Source organism: uncultured Sphingomonas sp. (assembly GCF_913776855.1).
In the GTDB taxonomy this organism is placed as follows: Bacteria; Pseudomonadota; Alphaproteobacteria; order Sphingomonadales; family Sphingomonadaceae; genus Sphingomonas.
In genome coordinates this window covers 1-22,109 of sequence record NZ_CAJYQD010000006.1, presented here as the reverse complement: position 1 = coordinate 22,109, position 22,109 = coordinate 1, and the positions used below count along the sequence as shown (strand labels likewise).

Here is a 22,109-nt window from a genome sequence, read left to right as displayed (position 1 = left end):
ACGGACGCGCGTGGACGAGCTTCAGGCAGAATTGCTGGCGGCATTCGCGTCGGAACTGGCCGAACATATGGCCGGTATCCGCGCGGCGCTGGCCGATGCCGATGCCGGCCGCAGCGTCGACCTGCGCGAATTCAGCCGTCGGGCGCACAGCCTGAAAGGAGCCGCGCGCGCGGTCGAACTGCCCGACAGCGAAGCCGCCGCGCACGAGGCGGAGGCGCTGATCCTGGCGATCGAGCGCGGCGAACGGGCGATGGACGGCGCGGCGATCGCCGAGCTGCGCCGTCTGGCCGATGCGATCGAGGACGGTGCCGCGCCTGCGCCTTCCGCGACGTCGACCGAGGCCGAACCGGAACGCCGTGTCGCAGTGTCGGGCCACAGGGTCGAAAATCTCGGCCGGTCGCTGCACGTCATGGCGACCCAGATCGCCGAGCAGGGCATGGTCGCCGACCGGCTGGCCGCGCTGTCCGAAGACTTGGCCGCGCTGTCGCCGCTGCTATCCGCTGCAAGCGACACCGAAGCCGCGCGTCGGTTGCGCCAGGCGACGACCGAACTCGACCGCATCCGCCGCCTGCACGGCCGGCTGCGCGATGCGCTCGACCGGTCCAGCGCCGAACTGGAGCGTGATGGCGAGCGGCTGTTGCTGCAACCGGTGGCGACGCTGTTCGACGGCTATGAACGCGCCGTCCGCGACCTGGCGGCTGCCGATGGCAAGATCGCACGGCTGCGGACGACCGATACCGATGGCGAGGCGGACCGGCGTGTCCTGAACGCCTTGCGCGATCCCCTGCTGCATGTGCTGCGCAACGCGGTGCGCCACGGGATCGAAACCCCCGATCGCCGCCGCCGCGCGGGAAAGGAAGATTCGGGCACCATCGCCATCGATACCCGGATCGATCGCGGGCGGCTGACCATTTCCGTTCGCGATGACGGTGCGGGACTGGATAACGCGGCGATCGTCGCCCGCGCGCGTACCGCCGGGCTGATCCCGGTCGATGCAATTCCTCCGCGTGGCCCGGCGCTCCATGCGCTGTTGTTCGAACAGGGGCTTTCGACCGCCGACCGACTGGACGAGGTCGCCGGACGCGGGATCGGGCTGTCGGTCGTGGCGGAGGTCGCACGCCGGCTGCATGGAACGGCGAGCATCGCACCAAGCCCCGCCGGCGGCACGATCCTGACCATCGCCGTGCCGGTTACGCTCACCCGCCGCACCCTGCTGCTGGTCGAGGTCGGCGACATGCTGTGCGCCCTGCCCGCCGATGCCGTACGGCAGGTACTGCGGATCGAGGCGGCGGATCTGTCTCCGAGCGGTGGCAACGTCATGCTGCCGGTCGATGGCGAACCGCTGCCCGTGTCCCAGCTGAGCGATGTGCTGGGCACCGCGCAGGCGGAAGCGGCGGCGACGTTGCGTGCGGTGGTGCTGGAGGCGGACGGGCTTCGCCGGGTCCTGATCGTTGACGCGTTGAGCGACGTCCGCGCACTGCTGGTCGGCGATGCCGCTGCGATCGCCGCCGACCTGCCGCTGGTGCTGGGCACCGTCCTGCTGAATGGCGAGGTCGTGCTGGTCCTCGACCCGGTGCAACTGGTCCGCGACCGCACGACGGGACGTCCCGCCCGCCCCTTCACTGCGCCCGTTGCAGCGGCGCAGAGCAGGACGATCCTGGTGGTCGACGACTCGATCACCACCCGCACGCTCGAACGCAGCATCCTCGAGGCGCAGGGATACCGCGTACTGGTGGAGGTCGACGGGCTGGCCGGGCTGGAACGGCTGCGCTCCGGCCTCGACGCGATCGATCTGGTCGTCGCAGATGTCGAAATGCCGCGCATGGATGGTTTTGGTCTGTTGGCGGCGATACGGAACGATCCGGCACTCAAAACTTTACCGGTCATCATGATGACATCGCGCAACAGCCCCGACGATATCGAACGCGGCCTAAGCCTCGGCGCGGATGCGTACGTCACCAAGCAGGATTTCGATCAGGGCATGTTGATCGGCGTCGTCCAGCAGCTGATCTGACGTCATGGCTGTTCGTCCCGTCCCTGCCCGCGTGATGATCGTCGAGGATTCGACCGTCGTTCGCACCCTGCTGACCCATATCGTCGGCAGCGACCCGCGCCTGACCGTCGTCGCCAGCTTCGCGACCGCTGAGGAAGCGATCGACGCGCTGCCTTCGGTCAGGCCCGACGTCATATCGATGGACATCCGCCTGCCCGGCATCGACGGGCTGGAGGCAACCCGACGGATCATGGCCGATCATCCGACGCCGATCGTCGTGATCTCCGCCAGCATGGACGGCGGCGCCATGGGCACCAGCATGAATGCGCTGCGGGCCGGCGCGCTGTCGGTGGTCGAAAAGCCGGTCGGGCTGGGCGATGCCGCCTATGCCCAGGTCGCACACGAAATCCGTACCCAGCTGGCGATCATGAGCGAAGTCGCCGTGGTGCGGCGACGGATGTCGACCGTGACCGCCGCCCCGGTACAGCCGGCCCGGCAGCGCCCGCCCTCTGTCCTGCTGGTCGCCGCGTCGACCGGCGGGCCGCCGGCGCTTGCCAAGCTGTTCGGGGCGCTTCCCGCCGACCTGCCCATCCCGGTCCTGCTGGTGCAGCATATGGGGGCGAGCTTCATGGCGGGCTTTGCCAGCTGGCTCGACAGCGTCGTGCCGCAGCGCGTCGAAATCGCCCGGCACGGCGAACAGCCGCGCGCAGGCCTGATCCACGTCGCGCCGGGCGACGCGCACCTGATGCTGGCACGCGGTGGCACGATGCGGGTCACCACCGACGGGCCGGTCGGCGGACAACGCCCGTCCGCCACCCGCCTGATCGAAAGTGCGGCGACTGCCATCGACGGGGCGGCGCTCGCCGTCGTGCTGACCGGCATGGGGGAGGACGGCGCCGCTGGTGTCCGCGCCCTGCTCGCCGCCGGAGGACAGGCCGTGGCGGAGGATGCCAGTACCTCGGTCGTCTATGGGATGCCCGCCGCCGCGCACCGGGCGGGTGCGTTGTCGCTGCCGCTCGACCTGATCGCGCCGCATGTCCGCCGCATCGTGGAGCGCACCTGGTGAGCGAGGATGCCGCGATCCTGCTGATCGAGGATTCGGATACCCAGGCATTGCAGCTGCGCCGCATGTTCGAACGCGCGGGATTTCGCATCGACCGGACCCGCGACGCCGAAGCCGCGCTCGAAACGTTGAACCACAGCCGACCCGACCTGCTGGTCGTCGATTACCGCCTGCCGGGCATGAACGGCGACGAACTGGTCCGGATCGTCCGTCAGACGGGGGCGACGCGCACTCTGCCGATCCTGATGCTGACCGGCGACGATGCGTCTGATGTCGAGCGGCAGGGTCTCGACAGCGGGGCCAACGCCTATGTGCCGAAGCGCGGCGGCGCCGAACTGATCCTGTCACGCGTCCGGGCGCTGCTGCGGCAGGTACGGGCGCGGCCACTGGGCGATGGCCCGGCCGCCCCGCTGCGCCAGGCGCGCCTGCTGGTACTGGCCCCGCCGACCGACCTGTCGGATCGACTGGTCACGCAACTGGCGGCAGAGGGCTATCAGGTCGCCCATGTCGATGCGATCGCGGACGCACTGGGCGCGATAGACAACGAGGGCGCCGATGGCATTCTGGTCGTCGAACGCGGCGACGATCCCCATTTCTCCCTGTCAGCCACGTTGGACACCCGACGGACTGAACGGGCCAGCGGCATTGCGCTGGTCGCGCTGACCGAGGATGCGGAACCGGCAACGGTGCTGGCGGGCCTTGCGGCCGGCGCGGACGATGTCGTGTCGCGCGGCCGCGATGGCGACATGCTGCTGGTTCGCATCCGTGCCATCGTCCGCCGCAAGCTGGCTCGCGACGAGGAAGCCGCCGGCGTCGCCCGCGAACGGATGCAGGCGATCGCGCTGGCGCAGGCCCGCGCTGAAGCGGAATCGGCCGACCGCCTCGCCCGCGCCAATGCCGAACTGGCCGGTGCGAATGCCTTGCTGCGCGAAACCCAGGCCCAGCTGGTACAGTCGGCCAAGATGGCATCGCTGGGCGAACTGGTCGCCGGCATCGCGCATGAGATTAACAACCCGCTGGCGTTCATTCTGGCGCACCAGGCGACCGTCGAACGCGCGGTCGCCAACGCCGCCGGTGCCGACGACACCGCCCGCGCCGCGCTGCTGACCAAGGCATCGGACCGATTGCAATCGATCCGGTCCGGCCTGACCCGTATTCAGGAACTGGTCGTGAAGCTGCGGCGCTTTTCCCGGCTGGACGATGGCGAGGTGTCGATGATCGACATTCCCGACGCCATCGACGCGGTGCTGACGCTGCTCGCCCCTCGGCTGGGCACCGTCGATGTCGTGCGCGACTATGGTCCGACGCGGATGCTCGAATGTTCGGGTGCGCTGGTCAATCAGGTCGTGATGAACATCGTCGCCAATGCCGCCGACGCCGTGGACCCGTCGACCGGCCGTATCGTCGTCGCCACCGGTGCGGCGGACGGCATGTTCTGTATCAAGATCGACGACAACGGACCGGGGATTCCCGACGATCGCCGGGAACGGGTGTTCGAACCGTTCTTCACCACCAAGGATGTCGGCGCGGGTACCGGCCTTGGCCTTGCCATCGCGTACGGCGTCGTGCGGTCGCATGGCGGCACGATCACGATCGACCGCGCCGCGCAGGGTGGCGCTTCCTTCACGATCAGGATACCAGAACGCCCATAATGGAAACGCCCGGTTCCCTGCCCCTGCTATTGCTGGTCGATGACGAGCCCGAGATCCTGGTCGCCCTCGGCGACCTGCTGGAGGACCGGTACCGTATCCTCTCGGCCGCCTCGCCGGTTGAGGCGCTGGAACTGGTCCACGCCCATCCGGACATCGCGGTCATCGTATCGGATCAACGGATGCCGGAGCTGACCGGCAGCCAGTTCCTTGCCCGTGCCCGCGCCACGACCCAGGCGGAGGCGATCCTGCTGACCGGCTATGCCGATCTGTCCGCGGTCATCGCCGCGCTGAACGACGGCGCGATCAGCGGCTATGCCAACAAGCCATGGGATGCCGAGGCGCTGATCGCGATGATCGCCGCCGCCGCCGATCGTTATGCGCTGCGCCAGGCGCTGGCGTTCGAACGCGCCGCGTTTCGCGGGCTGGCCGACGGTTCGGGCGATGTCGTGACGATCCTGGACCAGCAGGGGCACGTGGTCCGGGGAATGCCCTCGCCCGATGGGGTCGACCCGCGCGACATGGCGATCGTCCTGCAGGACGCCAGCGACGATGAGGACCGCCATCTGGTCCAGCCGTCGGGCGACCGGTGGACCCATATCCGTCGCATCCCGTTCGCGATCGGTGCCGATCGCTATCTGTTGAAGATCGAGCGCGACGACACCGCTCGGCGCATTGCCGAACGGCGCCATCACCAGTCGGAAAAGCTGGAGGCGCTGGGCACGTTGTCGGGTGGCATCGCGCACGACTTCAACAATCTGCTGGCGGCGATCATCGGCAATCTCGAACTGGCCGAACGGCGGATCGACGACCGCGACCGGTTGCGTCGATATCTGGGCGCCGCGGGCGAGGCGGCCGGGCGTGGCAGCGCGATCACCCGTCGACTGCTCAGTTTCAGCCGCCAGCGCGATCTGGCGGCCGAAATCTTCCGCCCCGACGCCGTAATCCGCTCGATCGAGGAACTGATCGTCCGGACCGCCGCCGGCCGGATCAAGGTCGCCTACGATTTTGCCGAGCCGGCATGGTCGGTCAGGACGGATGTCGGGCAGTTCGAACTGGCGATCCTGAATCTGGCGATCAATGCGCGCGATGCGATGGACGGCAGCGGGACGGTGCGGATCGGTACGCGCAACATTGATGACGCCGCCGCATTCCTGCGCGAATTTTCCGGCCCGTTCGTCCGCATTTCGGTGAGCGATACCGGCAGCGGCATGGACAGCGCGGTGCGCGGGCGGGTGTTCGAACCGTTCTTCACCACCAAGGCGCAGGGGGCGGGTACCGGGCTGGGCCTGCCGATGGTCCGGGCGATGGCGCGGGCCGCCGGCGGCGACGTGACGATCGACAGCGAAGTGGGCCGCGGCACCACCATCCACCTGTGGCTGCCCCGGATCGAGGCGAGGCCGGTCCCAAGCAGCCAGTCGACCAGTGGCCCCGCCACGCCCCGGCGGCTGATGCTGGTCGAGGACGACCCCGAGGTCCGCGCCGTCGTCGCCGCCCAGCTGGAGGCCGCCGGCCACAGCCTCGTCGTCCACGATTCCGCCAGGCAGGCCGTCGCCATGCTGGAAGCCGGCCACCGGTTCGACATGGTGCTGACCGACTATGCGATGCCCGACCTGTCGGGGATCGAGGTCGCGGCACGGGTTCGTGCCTGCTGTCCCGATACGCCGGTCCTGCTGATCACCGGCTTCGCCGAGATCGGCGATACGCAGATCGGCGTACCCGTGCTGACCAAGCCGTTCACCACCGACCAACTGCTGGGCGCGATCGCGCTGGCGACGGCTACCCCCGATCGGGACACCGCATCCTGCTGAACGGTTGACCGTCGGTCACGATGGTCAGCCGGTCGCCTGACACTTGCAACGTTTGCGTCGCGGTCCAGCGCTCGCCCTCGCCGTCATAATCGGCGGTGATGCGCAGCCGGTCGGGTCCGAGCGCCACGACCCGCCGCACCGCGCCGACGCTTTCATGAAACCACAATTCGTTCGGGGTGACCCGCACCCCTTCGATCGATGCGGCCGGGCGAGCGCAGGCGGCGGCGTCGCGGTTCCAGCGACCGACGAACCGCGCCGGAATGGTATTGGCCGGCGTCTTCGCCTGCCCCGGCGGCGGGGCGGGCGTCCCGACATAGCCGCAGCCGCTGACCGCGTGTCCATCCACGGTCAGCGTCGCGGTGAAGTCGCGCGGCGCCCCCGACATGTCGTCCGCGCAAGGCACACGGGCGACCCGCACCAGCAGCTTGCCCCTGGCATCCTGCCCCGTCCATTCGCGCGTATCGGTGGCAATGGCGCGGTCGGTCGCCTCCAACCGGCGTATCGGCGCATCGACACCGCTCAGCGTCAGGACGTCGCCCGCAATTTTCACTGTGTAGAATGGTTCGTTGGTCGAAACCGTCAACGCATCGGGAACCGAGCTGACCATCGCCGGTGAGGCGGCCGGTACAATCGGTGTCGCCAACGGTGTTGACGTCGGTGACTCGGTGTTGCCTGCCGGTGCATCACCGCCCCCGCCACAACCCGCCAGCACGAATGCCGCGAGTATCGGCACGAACCGGTCAGCGCCGCGCGTCACGACGCGCCCCTACGCTAACCCCATCGTCCCGGCTGGCCAGCGCCCCGATCCCGTCGACCGACAGCTGCGGTGCCATATCGGCCGGGCGATAGGCGGGAAAGGCGATGACGTCGTTGACCACCGCGACCTGCCCTCCCAGCCGGGTCGCGTCGAACAGCTTGCGTGCGAACGCGGTCGGGATCCGGATGCAGCCATGCGACGCGGGAAAGCCCGGCAGGTTGCCGGCGTGCAGCGCAACGCCATCCCAGGTCAGCCGCTGCATGAACGGCATGGGTGCGTTGTTGTACAGGTTGGACCGATGGAACGGGCGCTTCTGCAGGATGGTATATTCGCCGATCGGCGTCATCTTGCCCGGCTTTCCTGTGGACACGGTGGTCGCCCCGATCAGCCGGTCGCCGCGATAGACGAACGCCATCTGCATCGGCACGCTGACGACGATGCTGACCGGTCCGGGCAGTGCCGGATCATCGGCCCAGCGATGGTCGCCCGGCCGCATCGCCACCGCCGCGCGCTCTACCGCCAGTGATTCCGGCTCCTGCGCCATCGCCGATAGCGGGAGGACCGACAGCATCAGGCCAAGGCGAAGCGCGAACGTCATACCACCACTATCCCGCAGCGCGCATCGAATGGCAAATTTCGGGGTAACCATCTCCATCGGAGTCGACCGCCCGTTCCTGCCACGCGATAAGCGGCGGAACGGTTGCACCCGTGTTAATTGAATCGAAGGCGGTTCACCCGTATCTCTAAGCCTCAACGATCTTGCGAGGATTTGGATGCGGGACGAAGCAGTTCGATCGCGGCGAGCGGTGCTGAAAGCGGCAGGCGGGTTGGCCGGCGCCGTATTGGCACAGGGCTGCACGACGAATGCGATCGTGCCCATCGCACAGAACGCCCCCATCGTCCCGCCGCCCCATCGCTTTGCCTCGGCCCCCGTGCCGGCCGCTCCGGTGAAGCAGATGCGCGCACCCGCGACGGTCAATCCCCGGCTGTTCGAACGTGCGCTCGCGTCGATGGACCGCCATTCGGGTCGGATCGCGCGTACCGACCGGATCGCCATCGCCGACTTCGCGGTCGATTCCGCCCACCCCCGTTTTCAGTTCATCGACATGCACAGCGGCGTCGTATCGGCGATGCGCGTCGCGCATGGCAGCGGGTCGGACCCGGCGCATTGCGGATCGCTGACGCGGTTCAGCAACGTGCCCGATTCCAATGCCACGTCGGAAGGCGCGTTCATCACCGACAATTACTATGTCGGCAAGCATGGCCGGTCGCAGCGGCTGCTCGGGCTGGACCCGACCAACGACAACGCCCTGATGCGCGCGATCGTCGTCCATGGCGCCTGGTATGCCAATCCGGAAATGATCGCGCAGCACGGCAAGCTGGGCCGCAGCCAGGGCTGTTTCGCGGTGGCCGAAGGCGATCTGGCCCGCGTGTTCGACCTGCTGGGCGAAGGCCGGATGATCTACGCCGCCAAGGTTTGAGTGCGGGCTGAGCCGCTGACGCGGCTCCATCCCGTTCGCAAAGGATAGCGGGACGTAACCGGTTCCGCATCACCCCATCTCCCGGTAGGATGCCGCCATGACCGCGCATCCATTCCATTCGATCCACAGCCACGGCTTGCTTCGCGTCGGGGCCTGCACCCCGCCCGCCCATGTCGGCGACCCTGCCGCCGGAGGCCGCGCCGCCATCGATCTGGCGCGGCAGGGGCATGACGCGGGCGCCGACCTGCTGGTCTTTCCCGAACTGAACCTCACCGCCTACGCGATCGACGACCTGCATCTGCAGGACGCGCTGTGCGATGCGACCGAAGCGGCGTTGGCGGCGGTGGTCGCGGCCAGTGCCGACTTGCGTCCCGTGTTGCTGCTGGGTGCGGCGCTGCGGCGCAACGGGCGTCTGTACAACTGCGCGGTGGCGGTGTCGCGCGGGCGCATCCTGGGCGTCGTGCCCAAGACCTATCTGCCCAATTACCGCGAATATTACGAGAAGCGCTGGTTCGCGCCCGGTGTCGGGCTGACCGGATTGACCATGACGCTGGCCGGACAGGAGGTGCCGTTCGGAACCGACCTGCTGTTTGCCGCGCACGACCTGCCCGATTTCGTGTTCCATGCCGAAATCTGCGAGGATTTCTGGTCCCCCCTGCCCCCCTCGACCGCCGGGGCGATGGCGGGGGCGCTGGTGCTGTGCAACCTGTCGGCATCGAACATCGTGATCGGCAAGGCGCGCGACCGCGAGATGCTGTGCGCATCGCAATCGGCGCGGACCGTTTCCGCCTATATCTATGCCGCCGCCGGCATCGGCGAAAGCACGACCGACCTGTCGTGGGACGGACAGGGTTCGGTGCATGAGCTGGGCGAGCTGCTGGTCCAGTCCGACCGGTTCGACCAGTCGGCGGGCATCGCCGTTGCCGATGTCGATCTGGAACGGCTGCGGCTGGAGCGGATGCGGACGGGCACGTTCAACGATTGCGCGGCGGCCAGCGGCCATCCCGAAACGCGATTTCGCCGGACCGGCTTCGATCACGTCCCGGCGGAAGGCGACATCGGCCTGTTGCGCCCCGTGCGCCGCTATCCGTTCGTGCCCAACACGCCCGATCGGCTGGACGACGACTGCTATGAAGCGTTCAACATCCAGGTCGAAGGGCTGCGCAAGCGGCTGGTCGCGTCGGGGACGAAGCGGCTGGTGATCGGCGTGTCGGGCGGGCTGGATTCGACTCACGCGCTGATCGTCGCGGCAAAGGCGTTCGACCGGTTGCAGCGGCCCCGCACCGACATATTGGGCTTTACCATGCCGGGCTTCGCCACCGGGGAAGCGACCAAGGGCAATGCGTGGAAGCTGATGCGGGCACTGGGCATCACCGGTGACGAGATCGACATCCGTCCCGCCGCGCGCCAGATGCTGGGCGACATGGGCCACCCCTTTGCCAGCGGCGAGCCGGTCTATGACGTGACGTTCGAAAATGTGCAGGCCGGGCTGCGCACCGATTACCTGTTCCGGCTGGCCAATCAGCGCGAGGCATTGGTGCTGGGCACCGGCGACCTGTCCGAACTGGCGCTGGGCTGGTGTACCTATGGTGTCGGCGACCATATGAGCCACTACGGCGTCAATGCCGGCGTGCCCAAGACGCTGATCCAGTATCTGATCCGCTGGACGATCCGCACCGACCAGTTCGATCGCGATACCGATGCGGTGCTGGACGCGATCCTGAATACCGAGATTTCACCCGAGCTGGTGCCGGCCGATGCCGATGGCCGGATGCAAAGCACCGAGGATCGCGTCGGCCCCTATGCGCTGAACGATTTCTTCCTCCACCATATCGTCCGGTATGGGCAGCGGCCGTCGAAGGTCGCTTTCCTTTGCTGGCACGCATGGCGCGATGCCGCCGCCGGGCGGTGGCCGATCGACTTTCCGGAAGCGGCAAAGGGCAGCTACGACCTGCCGACCATCGCCAAATGGCTGGAAAAGTTCCTGTGGCGCTTCTTCCAGACCAGCCAGTTCAAGCGATCGGCGCTGCCCAACGGGCCGAAGGTGTCGGCCGGCGGGGCGCTGTCGCCGCGCGGCGACTGGCGGGCGCCGTCGGACGGGGTGGCGACGCCGTGGGTCGAGGAGCTGCGCGCGGGCCTGCCGCCGCTCTAACCCTGCGCCCGCGCGGTCTTTTCCGACGCCGACCCGCCCAAGGCCCAGCGCAGCATCCGCGCCATGCCCTGCGCCCCGGCGCGGACCCCCAACGGCGCCGCGCTGCGCAACGCCAGCATCGCGCGCGCCCAGGGTGGCAGCAGGTCGATCGCCGCGGCGGTATTCAACGCGCCGAAACCCTTGAGAAACGGATTGGGTAGCGGCTGGTTCAGCAGCGCGTCGCGGACGGTCCGGGTCCGGTCGTCGCACCGCAATTCGCCGCGTATCGCCAGCAGCCACGCATCCACCGCCGCCCGGCTGTCCGGCACGTCGCGCGCGCCCAGCCGCTCGGCGATCACCACATTCTCGGCGAAATACCGATCCTGGTCGGCACGCGACAGATGTGGGTCGCGATAGCGCAGATAGGCGCGCAGGAACGAATCCGTCTCCGCGACATGGACCCAGGTCAGCAGGTGCGGATCATTGGCGTCATAGGGCGTACCATCGGGGAGCAGCCCGTGGACCCGATCATGGATGCGTCGCACATGGTCGATCAGCCGCTCCGCCTCCGCAGTGGCGCCATAGGTCGTGCCGGCGATGAACTGTGCGGTGCGCTTCAACCGGCCGAGCATGTCGTGGCGGAAATTGCTGTGGTCCCACACCCCGGCAAGGGCGCCGGGGTGCAGCATCTGCAGCAGCAGCGCGGTCGTCCCGCCGATCATCATCGACGAAAAATCGCCATGGACCCGCCAGCTGACCGATCCGGGACCGAACAGCCCGTCGTCGCCGGGCGGGCGCCACAGGTCGATCGCGCCGTCACCGGCGCCGGTCAGGCGGCGGACCTGGCCCGCGATTGTCTGGCGTAATGGGTTCATCGTGCGGGAACGAGCGGAGCGGGACTGCGGGTCCGATCGTTACGGAACCAAATCGCTCGCTCGCGACCTTTGTCGCCACGCCCTCGAACCGACAGGTCTGCTCCATGTCCTCACCCCCCAGCCCGGAAAAGCCGCTCGACATGGCGCAGCGCCAGGCGGCGATGGCGGGTCGCGAAATGAACGATCCGGGCAACGGCATCTTCTTTGCCGCGGTAAAGACGACGCGGATGCCGATGATCGTCACCGACCCCAACCTGCCCGACAATCCGATAATCTTCGCGAACCCGGCGTTCCTGAACATGACGGGCTATGATGCCGATGAAGTGCTGGGGCAGAATTGCCGGTTCCTGCAGGGTGCCGAAACCGATCGCGACACCGTGGCCGAAATCGGCCGGGCAATTCGCGAACAGCGCGAAACGTCGGTCGAAATCATCAATTACAAGAAGAACGGCAGCACCTTCTGGAACGCGCTGTTCATTTCGCCGGTGTTCGACGGCGACGGCCGGCTGCGCTACCACTTCGCCTCGCAACTGGATGTGACGCGGCGTCGCGATGCCGAGGAAGCCTTGCGGCAGGCGCAGAAGATGGAAGCCGTCGGACAGCTGACCGGCGGTATCGCGCACGACTTCAACAACCTGCTGACGGTAATCCAGGGGTTCACCGATGTCCTGCTGAACCAGGTCGAGCGCAGCGACGAGCGACCGCTGGACCCCGACCGGGCGCGCCGTTCGCTGCGCGCGGTGATGGAGGCGGCGGATCGCGGTGCGGAACTGACGCAACAGCTGCTCGCCTTTTCCCGGCGACAGAAGCTGTCGGGACGGGTCACCAATGTCGATGACCTGGTGCGCGCACTGCTCCCGATGCTGAAGCGGACGATCGGCGATACGTCGATTACGATCGAGGTCGAACCCTGTGGCGACCATTGCAACGCCCGGATCGATCCGGTGCAGGCAGAAGCGGCGATCATCGGCATCGTGATGAACGCCCGCGATGCGATGCCCGATGGCGGTACGATCACCATTTCGGCCAAGCACGTCACGCTGGACGGGAGCGATCCACGCTATGGCGACAAGCTGAGCGGCAAGTTTATCGCCTTGTCGATCGCCGATACCGGCAGCGGCATGTCGGAGGAGGTTCGCGCCCGCGTGACCGAACCGTTCTTCACGACCAAGGATCAGGGCAAGGGCACCGGGCTTGGCCTGTCGATGGTCTATGGCTTCATGAAGCAGTCCGACGGCGCGCTGCACATTGAATCGCAGGAGGGAAGCGGGACCACCGTCTGCCTGCTGTTCCCCGCGGCCAGCGCGGTTGCCGAACCGATCCGCCAGCGGCGCCCACGCAGCGACGCCGACCTTCACGGCACGGAAACCGTGCTGATCGTCGAGGATCAGCGCGACGTCGGCGACCTGGCCGAGGCGATATTGAAGGATTTCGGCTATGGCGTCCTGCGCGCGAACAATGGGCCGGAGGCGATCACCGTGCTGGAAGCCGACGCCGCGATCGACCTGCTGTTCACCGACCTGATCATGCCCGGCGGCATGAACGGGGTGATGGTCGCGCGCGAGGCCCGGCGCTTGAAACCCCGGTTGAAGGTACTGCTGACCACCGGTTATGCCGAGGCATCGATCGAACGGGTGGATGCGCGCGGTACCGAATTCGACCTGATCGGCAAACCGTACAAGCGGATCGACCTGGCCATGCGGGTCCGGCAGGTGCTTGACGGCCCGACCGGTACCGGTTGATGATCGACGCTTCCGGTTATAGAGCAGTACCTTCCCGCCACGATCCCCATCGCCGGGCAGCCGTATGACGACGAAAGGGCTAGGCTTGGCGACCAGTGCAGATGTCCGGAATTCCGGATTGGCGACATCGCCATCGGACCTGGGACACGACCTGACGATCTGCGATCGCGAACCGATCCATATGCCGGGCGCGATCCAGCCGCACGGCATGTTGCTGATCGTCGATCCCATCGCCGGGACGATCGTCGGCGGTGCGGGCGACCTGGCTGCGCTGATGGGTCCGCAGTGGCTGGGCGGATCGATCGACGCGCTGATCGGCGATGCCGGGCTGTCGGTACTGCGCTCGACCATCGCCGGGCCGGTCATGCTGCCGCCTGCGACCCCGAACCCGCTGTCGATCGTCGCCAGCCGCGAAGGGCGGTTCTGGCTGATCGAGCTGGAACCGAGTACGCCGGGCGAACCGGGCACCGATGACGCGCTGGCGTGGATCGAACAGAGCGGCGAGGAATTTTCGCGATCGGCGGACCTCGACGATCTGACCGCCCGTGCCGCCACCCTGTTCTCCCGGCTGACGGGGTTCGACCGGGTGATGATCTACCGCTTTCTCGACGATGATTCGGGAAAGGTGGTGGCCGAACGCCATGCGCCCGACATGGACGGGTTCCTGAACCACCATTTCCCGGCATCGGACATCCCGCGCCAGGCCCGCGCGTTGTACATCCGCAACCGCGTCCGCGTAATCCCCAACGCATCCTATGTCCCGGCACCGATCGTCGGCATCGACCCGGCGCTGGTCGACATCGACCTCAGTGATGTCGGCGTGCGCGCCGTATCGCCGATCCATGTCCAGTATCTGAAGAATATGGGCGTTGCCGCGTCGGCTTCGGTTTCGATCGTCAAGGACGGCATCTTGTGGGGGCTGGTGGCGTGCCATCATCGCAGTCCGCGCGGCCTGTCCTATCTGCAGCGCAAGACGTGCGAACTGATCGCGGCGTCGTTCGCGCAACAGGTCGGTGCAAAGGAAGAAGCCGCCGAATATCGCGAACGCCTGCGCCTGCGCACGGCCGAGGACGCGCTGGCACAGCGGCTGGCGCAGGAGTACGACCCCGAACAGATGTCGGCACTGATCGCGAGCGACCTCCAACGGCTGCTTCACGCCGACGGGTTCGTATTGCAACGGGGACCGATGCTGCATTCGAGCGGCCATGTGCCTGCGCCGGAAGCGGTTGCCGACATCCTGCGATGGGTTCGCGTGCAGGGCAGTATCCTGGTCCACACCGCCTCGCTCGAACAGCGTTTGCCGGCCGCCAAGGCCTATCGCGACCTCGCCAGCGGGGTGCTGGCCATCACCCTGTCGGCGGACGAGCCGGTGGTGCTTCTGTGGTTCCGAGCGGAGACGTTGCAGACGATCCAATGGGCAGGGAACCCGCACAAGGCGGTCGGGCAGGCGGCGGACCAGCCGCTGACCCCGCGCGCTTCCTTTGCGGCGTGGAGTGAGGAAATTCGGGGGCGCGCCCGCCCCTGGAGCCCGGCAGAGATCGAAGCGGCGCATCGACTGTCGCGGTTGCTGTTCGACGTGCGCCAGCGTCGCCGCATCGGCGAACTGAACCGCGAACTGACCCGCGCCGTGAACGACAAGGACGCGCTGCTCGCGCAGCAGGAGACGCTGATAAAGGAAGTGAATCACCGGGTGCAGAACAGCCTGCAGCTGGTCGTCGCGTTCCTTGCGATGCAGGCCCATGCCGAAAATGACGAAGCGCTGACTCGCCATCTGGGCGAGGCGCAGCGGCGATTGTCGGCGGTCGCGCTGGTCCATCGCCGGCTCTATTCCGACGATACCGTGACGGTCATCGATCTTGGCCGCTATATCGAGGACCTGCTGGCGGAAATGCAGTCGTCGATGGGCGCCGAGTGGACCGGGCGGTTGACCATGGACCTGGCACCGCTACTGATCACCGCCGATGCGGCGGTGCAGATCGGGCTGGTGCTGGTCGAACTGGTCATCAATGCCCAGAAATACGCCTATGGCGGGCAGCCGGGGCCGATTGCGATCACGCTGGAAAAGGTGCGCAACCGTTTCCGCCTGACCGTCGCCGACCGGGGACAGGGACGCACGGGCAGCCGCACCGGGTTCGGCACGCGGATGCTGGGCGCAATGGTCAAGCGGTTGAACGGCACGATCGAGGAAAGCGACAATGCGCCGGGCCTGCGGTTCACGGTGTCCGCCCCGATCGCGACCCCGGACGAGGTTTGACAGCGGATTACGGCAGATCGGGCGACCTAGGTCTCTTGCCGCCGCGCGACGTCATCCGCGGCGGGTGACAGGCTCGATCAGGTCCCATCGGTTGCCGTAGGGATCTTCAAACACGGCCACCGTGCCGTACGGCTCCCGGCGAGGCGCCTCGACGAAACGGATGCCCCGCTGCGTATAGGTAAGGTGGTCACGAGCAAAGTCGTCGGTTTCAAGGAATAGGAAGACGCGACCGCCACTCTGATCGCCGATCGCATCGCACTGTCGCTCGCCAACCGCACGAGCGAGCAACAGTCCGCCTGCCGCACCGTACGGCGCGACCACGACCCATCGCTTGCCATCGCCCAGCACCGTGTCTTCGCGCAATTCGAAGCCGAGCTTCTCGACAAAGAAGGAAAGCGCGGTGTCATATTCGTCGACAAGAAGCGCAGTCAGGCTCAGGCGTTGCGGCACAGGGTGACGATGCTCCGATCGAAGCGGCGAGCCAATACCCTCGTCCCGCAAGCGAACCAAAAAAGGGCGCGGCAGCCAATAGCCACCGCGCCCTTTCCGTGACGCAATGCGTGCAGCCGATTACTCGGCGGCGGTCGCCTTGGCCGGACGCGGATCGCGGCGCTCGGCGATACGGGCCGACTTGCCGGTGCGGCCACGCAGATAATAGAGCTTCGCGCGACGCACGACACCGCGACGCACGACCTCGATCGAATCGATGTTCGGCGAATAGAGCGGGAAGACGCGCTCGACACCTTCGCCGAAGCTCATCTTGCGGACGGTGAACGACGAGCCCATGCCGGCGTTCGAACGCGCGATGCACACGCCTTCGTAGTTCTGCACGCGGGTCCGCTCGCCTTCGACGACCTTCACACCGACCTTGAGGGTGTCACCGGCGCGGAATTCGGGGATCGACTTCGATTCGAGGAACTTGGCGATCTGTTCCGCTTCGAGCGTCTGGAGGAGGTTCATTTCTTCTGACCTTCGTCTTGTTCGTGCGCGCCAGAGGGCGAACGGACCCGAGCGTCGACATGACGCTCCCACAGGTCCGGCCGCCATAGCCGTGTATCGGATTCGGACCGTGCCTTGCGCCACGCCGCGATCCGCGCATGATCCCCCGATCGCAACACTTCGGGGATCACACGCCCTTCCCATTCATAGGGTCGGGTATATTGAGGATATTCGAGAAGGCCGCTTTCGAAGCTTTCCTCGATACCACTCGAAGCCGCGCCCATTACGCCGGGAAGCAGCCGAACGCAAGCATCCAGCAGCACCAGCGCGCCCATTTCGCCGCCCGACAGGATATAATCGCCGATCGCGACCGGTTCGATGTCGCGTGCCTCGAACAGGCGTTCGTCGAACCCTTCGAACCGGCCGCACAGAATGATCGCGCCGGGGCCTTCCGCCAGATCGCGCACCCGCGCCTGGGTCAGTGCCTTGCCGCGCGGAGTCATCGCCAGCACCGGACGTCCGTCGGCCACGCTGTCCAGCGCAGATGCCAGCACGTCCGCGCGCAGCACCATGCCGGCGCCGCCGCCCGCCGGAGTGTCGTCGACCGAGCGGTGTTTGTCGGTTGCGAAATCGCGGATCTGCACCGTGTCGAGCGACCAGCGTTCTTCCCTCAGCGCCCGCCCGGCGAGCGATGCCCCAAGCGGTCCGGGAAACATTTCGGGATAGAGCGTCAGGATAGTGGCGGCGAACGTCATGGGGGACAGCCTCTGCCCGCATGTTGCCGGGAACGAAAGCCCCTGCCCCGTCATTTGCCTGTCCATGCCTGCACCCACCCCCCCGACCGATGCCGGGACGATCGACTGCGCCATCATCGGCGCGGGTCCCGCCGGACTGACCGCCGCGATCTATCTGGCGCGCTTCCACCTGGCGATCCGCCTGTTCGATTGCGGGTCGAGCCGGGCGGCGATGATCCCGCGCACGCACAACCATGCGGGCTTTCCCGGCGGCATTCCCGGCCGCGAACTGCTGGCACGGATGCACCGGCAGGCGCGCGACTATGGCGCAACCTGCGAAGCGGCGACGGTTACCGCGATCGATCGCGACGGCGACGCCTTCGTCGTCCGGACCGACCGCAGCACCCTGCGCGCACGCACCGTGCTGCTGGCGACCGGCGTCGTGAATCGCCGCCCTGCCGGGTTGGACGACGCGCTGCACGACGCGGCGTTGCACCGCGGGCTGCTGCGCTATTGCCCTATTTGCGACGGATATGAGGTTACCGATCGGCGGGTCGGCATCATCGGGACCGGCGACCATGGGATGCGCGAGGCGCTGTTCCTGCGGGGCTATACCGCTGACGTGACGCTGATCGCGCCCGACAGCGGCCATGCCCTCGACGATGCCTGCCGCGCTGCGCTGGACGCCGGGGGCATAGACCGGATCGATGGTCCGTGCGGCGACTATCGGATCGAGGGCGACCGCTTCGTCGTGCGCACCGCCGCGGGCGACATGGCGTTCGACAGCGTCTATCCGGCGCTCGGGTCGCATATCCGGTCCGAACTGGCGATCGCCGCCGGCGCGCGGGCGAATGCGGAAGGGTGTCTCGAGGTCGACGATCATCAGCGGACCTCGGTACCCGGCCTGTTCGCGGCGGGGGACGTGGTGAAGGGCCTCGACCAGATCAGCCACGCGATGGGCGAGGCCGGGGTTGCGGCGACGACGATCCGCAACCTGCTGGCCGAACGTCGACCGATCCGCCGCTGACGGCTTGTCGCGGTCGGTGGAGCGCGTTAGCCATCATGACCGATGCGCAGACCGTTGATCCTGATCGCCGCCCTGCTGCCCGCCCCCTCGGCACAGGCGCAGTCGATCGACCGTATCCTTGCCGCCGCCGCCGAACGCGCGGCGGCACGCGACTGCGCTGCTGGAAGCGCGGACGAGATCGTGGTCTGCGGCGACCGGGATCAAGGCGAGCGATACCGTCTGCCACTGCCGACCGTGCGGGAGGTCGGCGAACAGGGTGCGGTGATCGGCGAGGTGCCCGCGCCATCGACCGAGAACCCGTTCCTGTCGGGCTGCGGCATGTTCCGCGGCCAGCGGCGTTGTTCGAAACGGGAGGCGGAGGCCTATGGCTATGGCCGCGGTCGCGATCCGGTAACACTGGTCGGGAGGCTCGTCACCGGGCTGGTTGATCCGGATACTGACCTGGGTCCGCCACCGACCGTACCGCCGCGGGACCGGTGATCGTTACGCATCTGGCTTGATCGTCGGGCAAAGCGATCGTATTCGATCGATCGTGATCGAAACGACGTTCCGCCAGCTTTGCTACACCAGCCGCAGCGCACCCGGTGTCGACTTGGACCAGATCCTGCAGCAATCCCGCCACAACAATGCGGTCGATGGCATCACCGGGCTGTTGTGGCACGACGGTACCCATTTCCTGCAGGTGATCGAGGGGCCGGAGCCGAGCGTTGCGGCAACCTATGCCCGGATCGCACGCGACCCGCGCCATGCCGAACTGACGGTGCTGTCGGACCGCAGGATCGCTGCCCGCGAATTCGGCTATTGGAGCATGGAGCGCGCTACCCGTGCGCTGAATGATGGCGAAGCGGTCATGGCACGAATCGAGCGACGCCTTGCCGCTGCACCCGAAGCGTTGCGGCAGGCGTTCGCCGCTACCGCAACACGATAGGGGTCAATCGACCGCGAACAGCGCGTCGACCACCAGGCGTTCCGCATTCCATTCGGGCACGGCATGGGGCTGCATCGGCACCATGAACCGCTTGCCGCCCGGACGTTCGATCTCGATCACGTCGCCCGCGCCGAAATCGTCGATCGCGACCACCTGGCCCAATGCCTCGCCGGTGTCCGACACCACGGCCAGGCCGAGCAGGTCGGCATGATAATATTCGCCTTCGCCCAGCGGCGGCAGCTGGTCGCGCCCGATCCACAGTTCGGTGCCGCGCATCGCCTCCGCCTTGTTGCGGTCGGTGATCTCACGGAACTTGCCGATCGCGCCGTTGGTGGCGGGACGCACCGACGCGAGGGTCAATGCGCCGCCGTTCAGCGTGGCATATGCCGACAGGTCGTCGGTAAACAGCTTCAGCCGGACTTCGCCGTTCAACCCGTGCGCACCGGCGATCGCCGCCAGCACGACCCGGCTGCGGTCACCCGCGACGTCAGGCGTCGGGCGAACCTTCGCCGCCGACGGGGGCGTCGTCGCTGCCTTCGGCGGGTTCTTCCGCCGATTGGCCGACATTGGTGGCGTCTTCGTCATGGGCCGACTGTTCTTTGGGATCGATCATGCGTCACACTCCTGCTCGGGAAGAGCGGGAACGCGTGACGCCGATCAAAAGATGCCGGCACGTCGTGAACGACGCACCGGCACACCCTCTTATGCTTCGGCGGTTTCGGTCGGAGCGTTGGCGGCTTCTTCAGCGGCCTTCGCCTTTTCGGCACGCTCTTCGGCGCGCTCGACGGCCTTCTCGCCCGGCTTGCCCTTGGTCGGGTTGTTGCGGGCAGCGCGTTCCTTCACGCCAGCCTTGTCGAGGAAGCGGGCCACCCGGTCGGTCGGCTGCGCGCCGACGCCCAGCCAGTGGGTCGCACGCTCCGCGTCGAGGACGACGCGCTTCTCGTCTTCCTTGCCCAGCAGCGGGTTGTAGGTGCCGATCTTCTCGATGAAGCGGCCGTCGCGCGGGCTGCGCGCATCGGCGACGACGATGCGGTAGTAGGGACGCTTCTTCGAGCCACCACGCGACAGACGGATGCTGAGTGCCATTGTTCTTCTTCCTTCGTTGGTCTGTGTAAGCCGGTTCCGACCGGCGGTTACTTCTTCTTGATGAGGTTATCGAAGCCGGGGGGCAGCTGCGGCATCCCGCCGCCCTTGCCACCCATGCCGCCGCCAAGGCCGGGCAAACCGGGCATTTCACCACCCGCCTTGCTCATCAGGTCGCCAAGGCCGGGACCACCGAGCGCATTGCCCAGACCGCCCATGCCGCCCTTGCCCAGCATCGCCATCATGCCCTTGATGCCGCCCATCTTCTTGAGCTTCTTCATCGCGGTCTGCATTTCCTGATGCATCTTCAACAGCTTGTTGATGTCCTGCACCGTCGTGCCCGACCCCTTGGCAATGCGGATCTTGCGCTTGGCGTTGATCAGTTCGGGCTTGGCGCGTTCCTTCGCGGTCATCGACGTGATCATCGCGTCCATGCGCAACAGGATCTTTTCATCGACCGCGCCCGACGCCATCGCCGCCTGCGCCTTCTTCATGCCGGGAATCATGCCCGCCAAGGCGCCCAGGCCGCCCATGCGCCGCATCTGCGCCAGCTGCCCGCGCAGGTCGTTCATGTCGAACTGACCCTTGGCAAGGCGGCCGGCCATACGCTCGGCATCTTCGGCCTCGATCGACTGCGCCGCCTTTTCCACCAGCGACACGACGTCGCCCATGCCGAGGATACGGCCCGCGACGCGCTTCGGATGGAATGGCTCGATCGCGTCCAGCTTTTCGCCGGTGCCCGCGAACTTGATCGGCTTGCCGGTGACCGCGCGCATCGACAGTGCGGCGCCACCGCGCGCATCGCCGTCCATACGGGTCAGGATGACGCCGGTCAGCGGCACCTGCTCGGAGAAGTTCTGCGCGACGTTGACCGCGTCCTGACCGGTCAGCGAATCGACGACCAGCAGCGTCTCGTTCGGCTTGGCGATGTCCGAGACGGCCTTCATCTCGTCCATCAGCGCCTGATCGACGTGGAGACGACCGGCCGTGTCGAGCATCACGACATCGAAGCCCTGCAGCTTCGCCGCCTGCAGCGCACGCCGTGCGATGTCGACCGGCTGCTGGCCGGCCACGATCGGCAGTGTCGCCACTTCGACCTGGGTGCCAAGCACCGCCAGCTGTTCCTGCGCTGCCGGGCGATTGACGTCGAGCGACGCCATCATCACCTTCTTGCCTTCGCGCTTACTCAGCAGCTTGGCGAGCTTGGCGGTGGTGGTGGTCTTACCCGACCCCTGCAGCCCGACGAGCATGACGACGGCAGGCGGGGTGACCGCCACGTCCAGCTCGGCCGTATCCGGCCCGAGCATGTCGACCAGCGCGTCGTGGACGATCTTGACGACCAGCTGCCCCGGCGTGATCGAACGCAGGACGTTCTGGCCGACGGCGGCTTCGGTCGCCTTCTCGACGAACTCCCGCGCGACGGGCAGCGCCACGTCCGCTTCCAGCAGCGCCACGCGGACTTCGCGCATCGCCGTCCGGACATCGGCCTCGGTCAGCGCGCCGCGACCGCGCAGACGATCGAACACCCCTCCCAGCCGGTCACTCAGACTTTCGAACACGCGCGCACTCCAGTTGCCAATTCTCGCGAAAAACGCTCAAGCAAAACACGCCGGCGGACGAAACCTCGTCGGCCGGCGTCGCC

Annotated in this window: 21 protein-coding genes; 11 read left to right on the top strand and 10 right to left on the bottom strand. The window is 67.2% G+C overall.

What is annotated here, in order from left to right; translation table 11 throughout:
• The first annotated feature begins 10 nt into the window (after positions 1 to 10).
• From QZ755_RS01415 to QZ755_RS01400, 4 genes are read left to right on the top strand one after another with little or no spacing between them, the layout of a single operon-like run.
• Positions 11 to 2,014, top strand: coding sequence for a response regulator (locus QZ755_RS01415; protein ID WP_294318872.1), 2,004 nt, complete (start codon positions 11 to 13; stop codon positions 2,012 to 2,014).
• Positions 2,015 to 2,018: 4 nt separating this feature from the next.
• Entirely contained in the window at positions 2,019 to 3,059 is a 1,041-nt protein-coding gene (locus QZ755_RS01410) for a chemotaxis protein CheB (RefSeq protein ID WP_294318867.1), read from the top strand.
• Positions 3,056 to 4,708: a response regulator gene (locus tag QZ755_RS01405; protein ID WP_294318865.1), complete on the top strand. Its 1,653-nt coding sequence runs from the start codon at positions 3,056 to 3,058 to the stop codon at positions 4,706 to 4,708. Before QZ755_RS01410 ends, QZ755_RS01405 begins: the two co-directional genes overlap by 4 nt.
• Positions 4,708 to 6,516 (top strand): response regulator, encoded by a 1,809-nt coding sequence (locus QZ755_RS01400; RefSeq protein WP_294318862.1) that lies wholly within the window; start codon positions 4,708 to 4,710, stop codon positions 6,514 to 6,516. Before QZ755_RS01405 ends, QZ755_RS01400 begins: the two co-directional genes overlap by 1 nt.
• On the opposite strand, the gene QZ755_RS01395 is transcribed toward QZ755_RS01400, so the two are convergent.
• On the bottom strand, positions 6,485 to 7,273 hold the full coding sequence (locus QZ755_RS01395; RefSeq protein ID WP_294318858.1) for a hypothetical protein: 789 nt from the start codon (positions 7,271 to 7,273) through the stop codon (positions 6,485 to 6,487). The two genes, QZ755_RS01400 and QZ755_RS01395, sit on opposite strands and share 32 nt — an antisense overlap.
• The gene (locus QZ755_RS01390) at positions 7,257 to 7,871 is read right to left on the bottom strand and encodes a L,D-transpeptidase family protein (RefSeq protein ID WP_294318855.1); all 615 of its coding nucleotides are present in this window, start codon (positions 7,869 to 7,871) and stop codon (positions 7,257 to 7,259) included. The genes QZ755_RS01395 and QZ755_RS01390 overlap by 17 nt, the downstream gene beginning before the upstream one ends.
• Before the next feature lie 208 nt (positions 7,872 to 8,079).
• On the opposite strand from QZ755_RS01390, the gene QZ755_RS01385 reads away from it, so the two are divergent.
• Together QZ755_RS01385 and QZ755_RS01380 are read left to right on the top strand one after the other, a co-directional pair.
• Positions 8,080 to 8,754 carry a murein L,D-transpeptidase catalytic domain family protein gene (locus tag QZ755_RS01385; protein WP_294318853.1) on the top strand — a complete coding sequence of 225 codons (675 nt, stop codon included), beginning with the start codon at positions 8,080 to 8,082 and terminating at the stop codon, positions 8,752 to 8,754.
• A 97-nt stretch (positions 8,755 to 8,851) separates the two neighbouring features.
• The gene (locus tag QZ755_RS01380) at positions 8,852 to 10,906 is read left to right on the top strand and encodes an NAD(+) synthase (RefSeq protein WP_294318850.1); all 2,055 of its coding nucleotides are present in this window, start codon (positions 8,852 to 8,854) and stop codon (positions 10,904 to 10,906) included.
• Here the strand turns inward: QZ755_RS01380 and QZ755_RS01375 are convergent.
• Positions 10,903 to 11,760, bottom strand: a complete 858-nt coding sequence (locus tag QZ755_RS01375; protein ID WP_294318847.1) for an oxygenase MpaB family protein — start codon at positions 11,758 to 11,760, stop codon at positions 10,903 to 10,905. The genes QZ755_RS01380 and QZ755_RS01375 overlap by 4 nt on opposite strands.
• 104 nt (positions 11,761 to 11,864) lie before the next feature.
• On the opposite strand from QZ755_RS01375, the gene QZ755_RS01370 reads away from it, so the two are divergent.
• Both QZ755_RS01370 and QZ755_RS01365 read left to right on the top strand, forming a co-directional pair.
• The gene (locus QZ755_RS01370; protein WP_294318844.1) at positions 11,865 to 13,502 is read left to right on the top strand and encodes a histidine kinase famiy protein; all 1,638 of its coding nucleotides are present in this window, start codon (positions 11,865 to 11,867) and stop codon (positions 13,500 to 13,502) included.
• Between the two features lie 118 nt (positions 13,503 to 13,620).
• The gene (locus tag QZ755_RS01365) at positions 13,621 to 15,756 is read left to right on the top strand and encodes a histidine kinase dimerization/phosphoacceptor domain -containing protein (protein ID WP_294318841.1); all 2,136 of its coding nucleotides are present in this window, start codon (positions 13,621 to 13,623) and stop codon (positions 15,754 to 15,756) included.
• Between the two features lie 51 nt (positions 15,757 to 15,807).
• Here QZ755_RS01365 and QZ755_RS01360 read toward each other — a convergent pair whose 3' ends face one another.
• The 3 genes from QZ755_RS01360 to trmD form a co-directional block, all read right to left on the bottom strand.
• Positions 15,808 to 16,206 carry a VOC family protein gene (locus tag QZ755_RS01360; protein WP_294318838.1) on the bottom strand — a complete coding sequence of 133 codons (399 nt, stop codon included), beginning with the start codon at positions 16,204 to 16,206 and terminating at the stop codon, positions 15,808 to 15,810.
• Between the two features lie 120 nt (positions 16,207 to 16,326).
• Positions 16,327 to 16,716 carry a 50S ribosomal protein L19 gene (rplS, locus tag QZ755_RS01355; protein ID WP_056497824.1) on the bottom strand — a complete coding sequence of 130 codons (390 nt, stop codon included), beginning with the start codon at positions 16,714 to 16,716 and terminating at the stop codon, positions 16,327 to 16,329.
• The gene (trmD, locus tag QZ755_RS01350; protein WP_294318831.1) at positions 16,713 to 17,450 is read right to left on the bottom strand and encodes a tRNA (guanosine(37)-N1)-methyltransferase TrmD; all 738 of its coding nucleotides are present in this window, start codon (positions 17,448 to 17,450) and stop codon (positions 16,713 to 16,715) included. The genes rplS and trmD overlap by 4 nt, the downstream gene beginning before the upstream one ends.
• A 64-nt stretch (positions 17,451 to 17,514) precedes the next feature.
• On the opposite strand from trmD, the gene QZ755_RS01345 reads away from it, so the two are divergent.
• The 3 genes from QZ755_RS01345 to QZ755_RS01335 are packed head-to-tail and all read left to right on the top strand — an operon-like array spanning position 17,515 to position 19,384.
• Positions 17,515 to 18,456, top strand: coding sequence for an NAD(P)/FAD-dependent oxidoreductase (locus QZ755_RS01345; protein WP_294318827.1), 942 nt, complete (start codon positions 17,515 to 17,517; stop codon positions 18,454 to 18,456).
• Positions 18,457 to 18,498: 42 nt separating this feature from the next.
• Complete coding sequence (locus QZ755_RS01340) at positions 18,499 to 18,936, top strand: hypothetical protein (protein WP_294318825.1); 438 nt, start codon at positions 18,499 to 18,501, stop codon at positions 18,934 to 18,936.
• 52 nt (positions 18,937 to 18,988) lie between these two features.
• Complete coding sequence (locus QZ755_RS01335; RefSeq protein WP_294318822.1) at positions 18,989 to 19,384, top strand: BLUF domain-containing protein; 396 nt, start codon at positions 18,989 to 18,991, stop codon at positions 19,382 to 19,384.
• 3 nt (positions 19,385 to 19,387) lie between these two features.
• Here QZ755_RS01335 and rimM read toward each other — a convergent pair whose 3' ends face one another.
• The 4 genes from rimM to ffh all read right to left on the bottom strand — a co-directional run bounded on the left by rimM (position 19,388) and on the right by ffh (position 22,026).
• Positions 19,388 to 19,846, bottom strand: a complete 459-nt coding sequence (gene rimM, locus QZ755_RS01330) for a ribosome maturation factor RimM (protein ID WP_294318819.1) — start codon at positions 19,844 to 19,846, stop codon at positions 19,388 to 19,390.
• A 25-nt stretch (positions 19,847 to 19,871) separates the two neighbouring features.
• Positions 19,872 to 19,997 carry a hypothetical protein gene (locus QZ755_RS01325; RefSeq protein ID WP_294318816.1) on the bottom strand — a complete coding sequence of 42 codons (126 nt, stop codon included), beginning with the start codon at positions 19,995 to 19,997 and terminating at the stop codon, positions 19,872 to 19,874.
• Between the two features lie 89 nt (positions 19,998 to 20,086).
• On the bottom strand, positions 20,087 to 20,470 hold the full coding sequence (rpsP, locus tag QZ755_RS01320; protein WP_294318813.1) for a 30S ribosomal protein S16: 384 nt from the start codon (positions 20,468 to 20,470) through the stop codon (positions 20,087 to 20,089).
• Between the two features lie 47 nt (positions 20,471 to 20,517).
• Positions 20,518 to 22,026, bottom strand: a complete 1,509-nt coding sequence (ffh, locus tag QZ755_RS01315) for a signal recognition particle protein (protein ID WP_294318811.1) — start codon at positions 22,024 to 22,026, stop codon at positions 20,518 to 20,520.
• Between the last annotated feature and the right edge of the window lie 83 nt (positions 22,027 to 22,109).

Bases quoted from the DNA above. Each gene is read 5' to 3' on its own strand.
- QZ755_RS01410 (WP_294318867.1), top strand. From the start codon at position 2,019: ATGGCTGTTCGTCCCGTCCCTGCCCGCGTGATGATCGTCGAGGATTCG.
- QZ755_RS01400 (WP_294318862.1), top strand. From the start codon at position 4,708: ATGGAAACGCCCGGTTCCCTGCCCCTGCTATTGCTGGTCGATGACGAG.
- QZ755_RS01390 (WP_294318855.1), bottom strand. From the start codon at position 7,871: ATGACGTTCGCGCTTCGCCTTGGCCTGATGCTGTCGGTCCTCCCGCTA.
- QZ755_RS01380 (WP_294318850.1), top strand. From the start codon at position 8,852: ATGACCGCGCATCCATTCCATTCGATCCACAGCCACGGCTTGCTTCGC.
- QZ755_RS01375 (WP_294318847.1), bottom strand. From the start codon at position 11,760: ATGAACCCATTACGCCAGACAATCGCGGGCCAGGTCCGCCGCCTGACC.
- QZ755_RS01370 (WP_294318844.1), top strand. From the start codon at position 11,865: ATGTCCTCACCCCCCAGCCCGGAAAAGCCGCTCGACATGGCGCAGCGC.
- rplS (WP_056497824.1), bottom strand. From the start codon at position 16,716: ATGAACCTCCTCCAGACGCTCGAAGCGGAACAGATCGCCAAGTTCCTC.
- trmD (WP_294318831.1), bottom strand. From the start codon at position 17,450: ATGACGTTCGCCGCCACTATCCTGACGCTCTATCCCGAAATGTTTCCC.
- QZ755_RS01345 (WP_294318827.1), top strand. From the start codon at position 17,515: ATGCCTGCACCCACCCCCCCGACCGATGCCGGGACGATCGACTGCGCC.
- QZ755_RS01340 (WP_294318825.1), top strand. From the start codon at position 18,499: ATGCGCAGACCGTTGATCCTGATCGCCGCCCTGCTGCCCGCCCCCTCG.
- QZ755_RS01325 (WP_294318816.1), bottom strand. From the start codon at position 19,997: ATGATCGATCCCAAAGAACAGTCGGCCCATGACGAAGACGCCACCAAT.
- rpsP (WP_294318813.1), bottom strand. From the start codon at position 20,470: ATGGCACTCAGCATCCGTCTGTCGCGTGGTGGCTCGAAGAAGCGTCCC.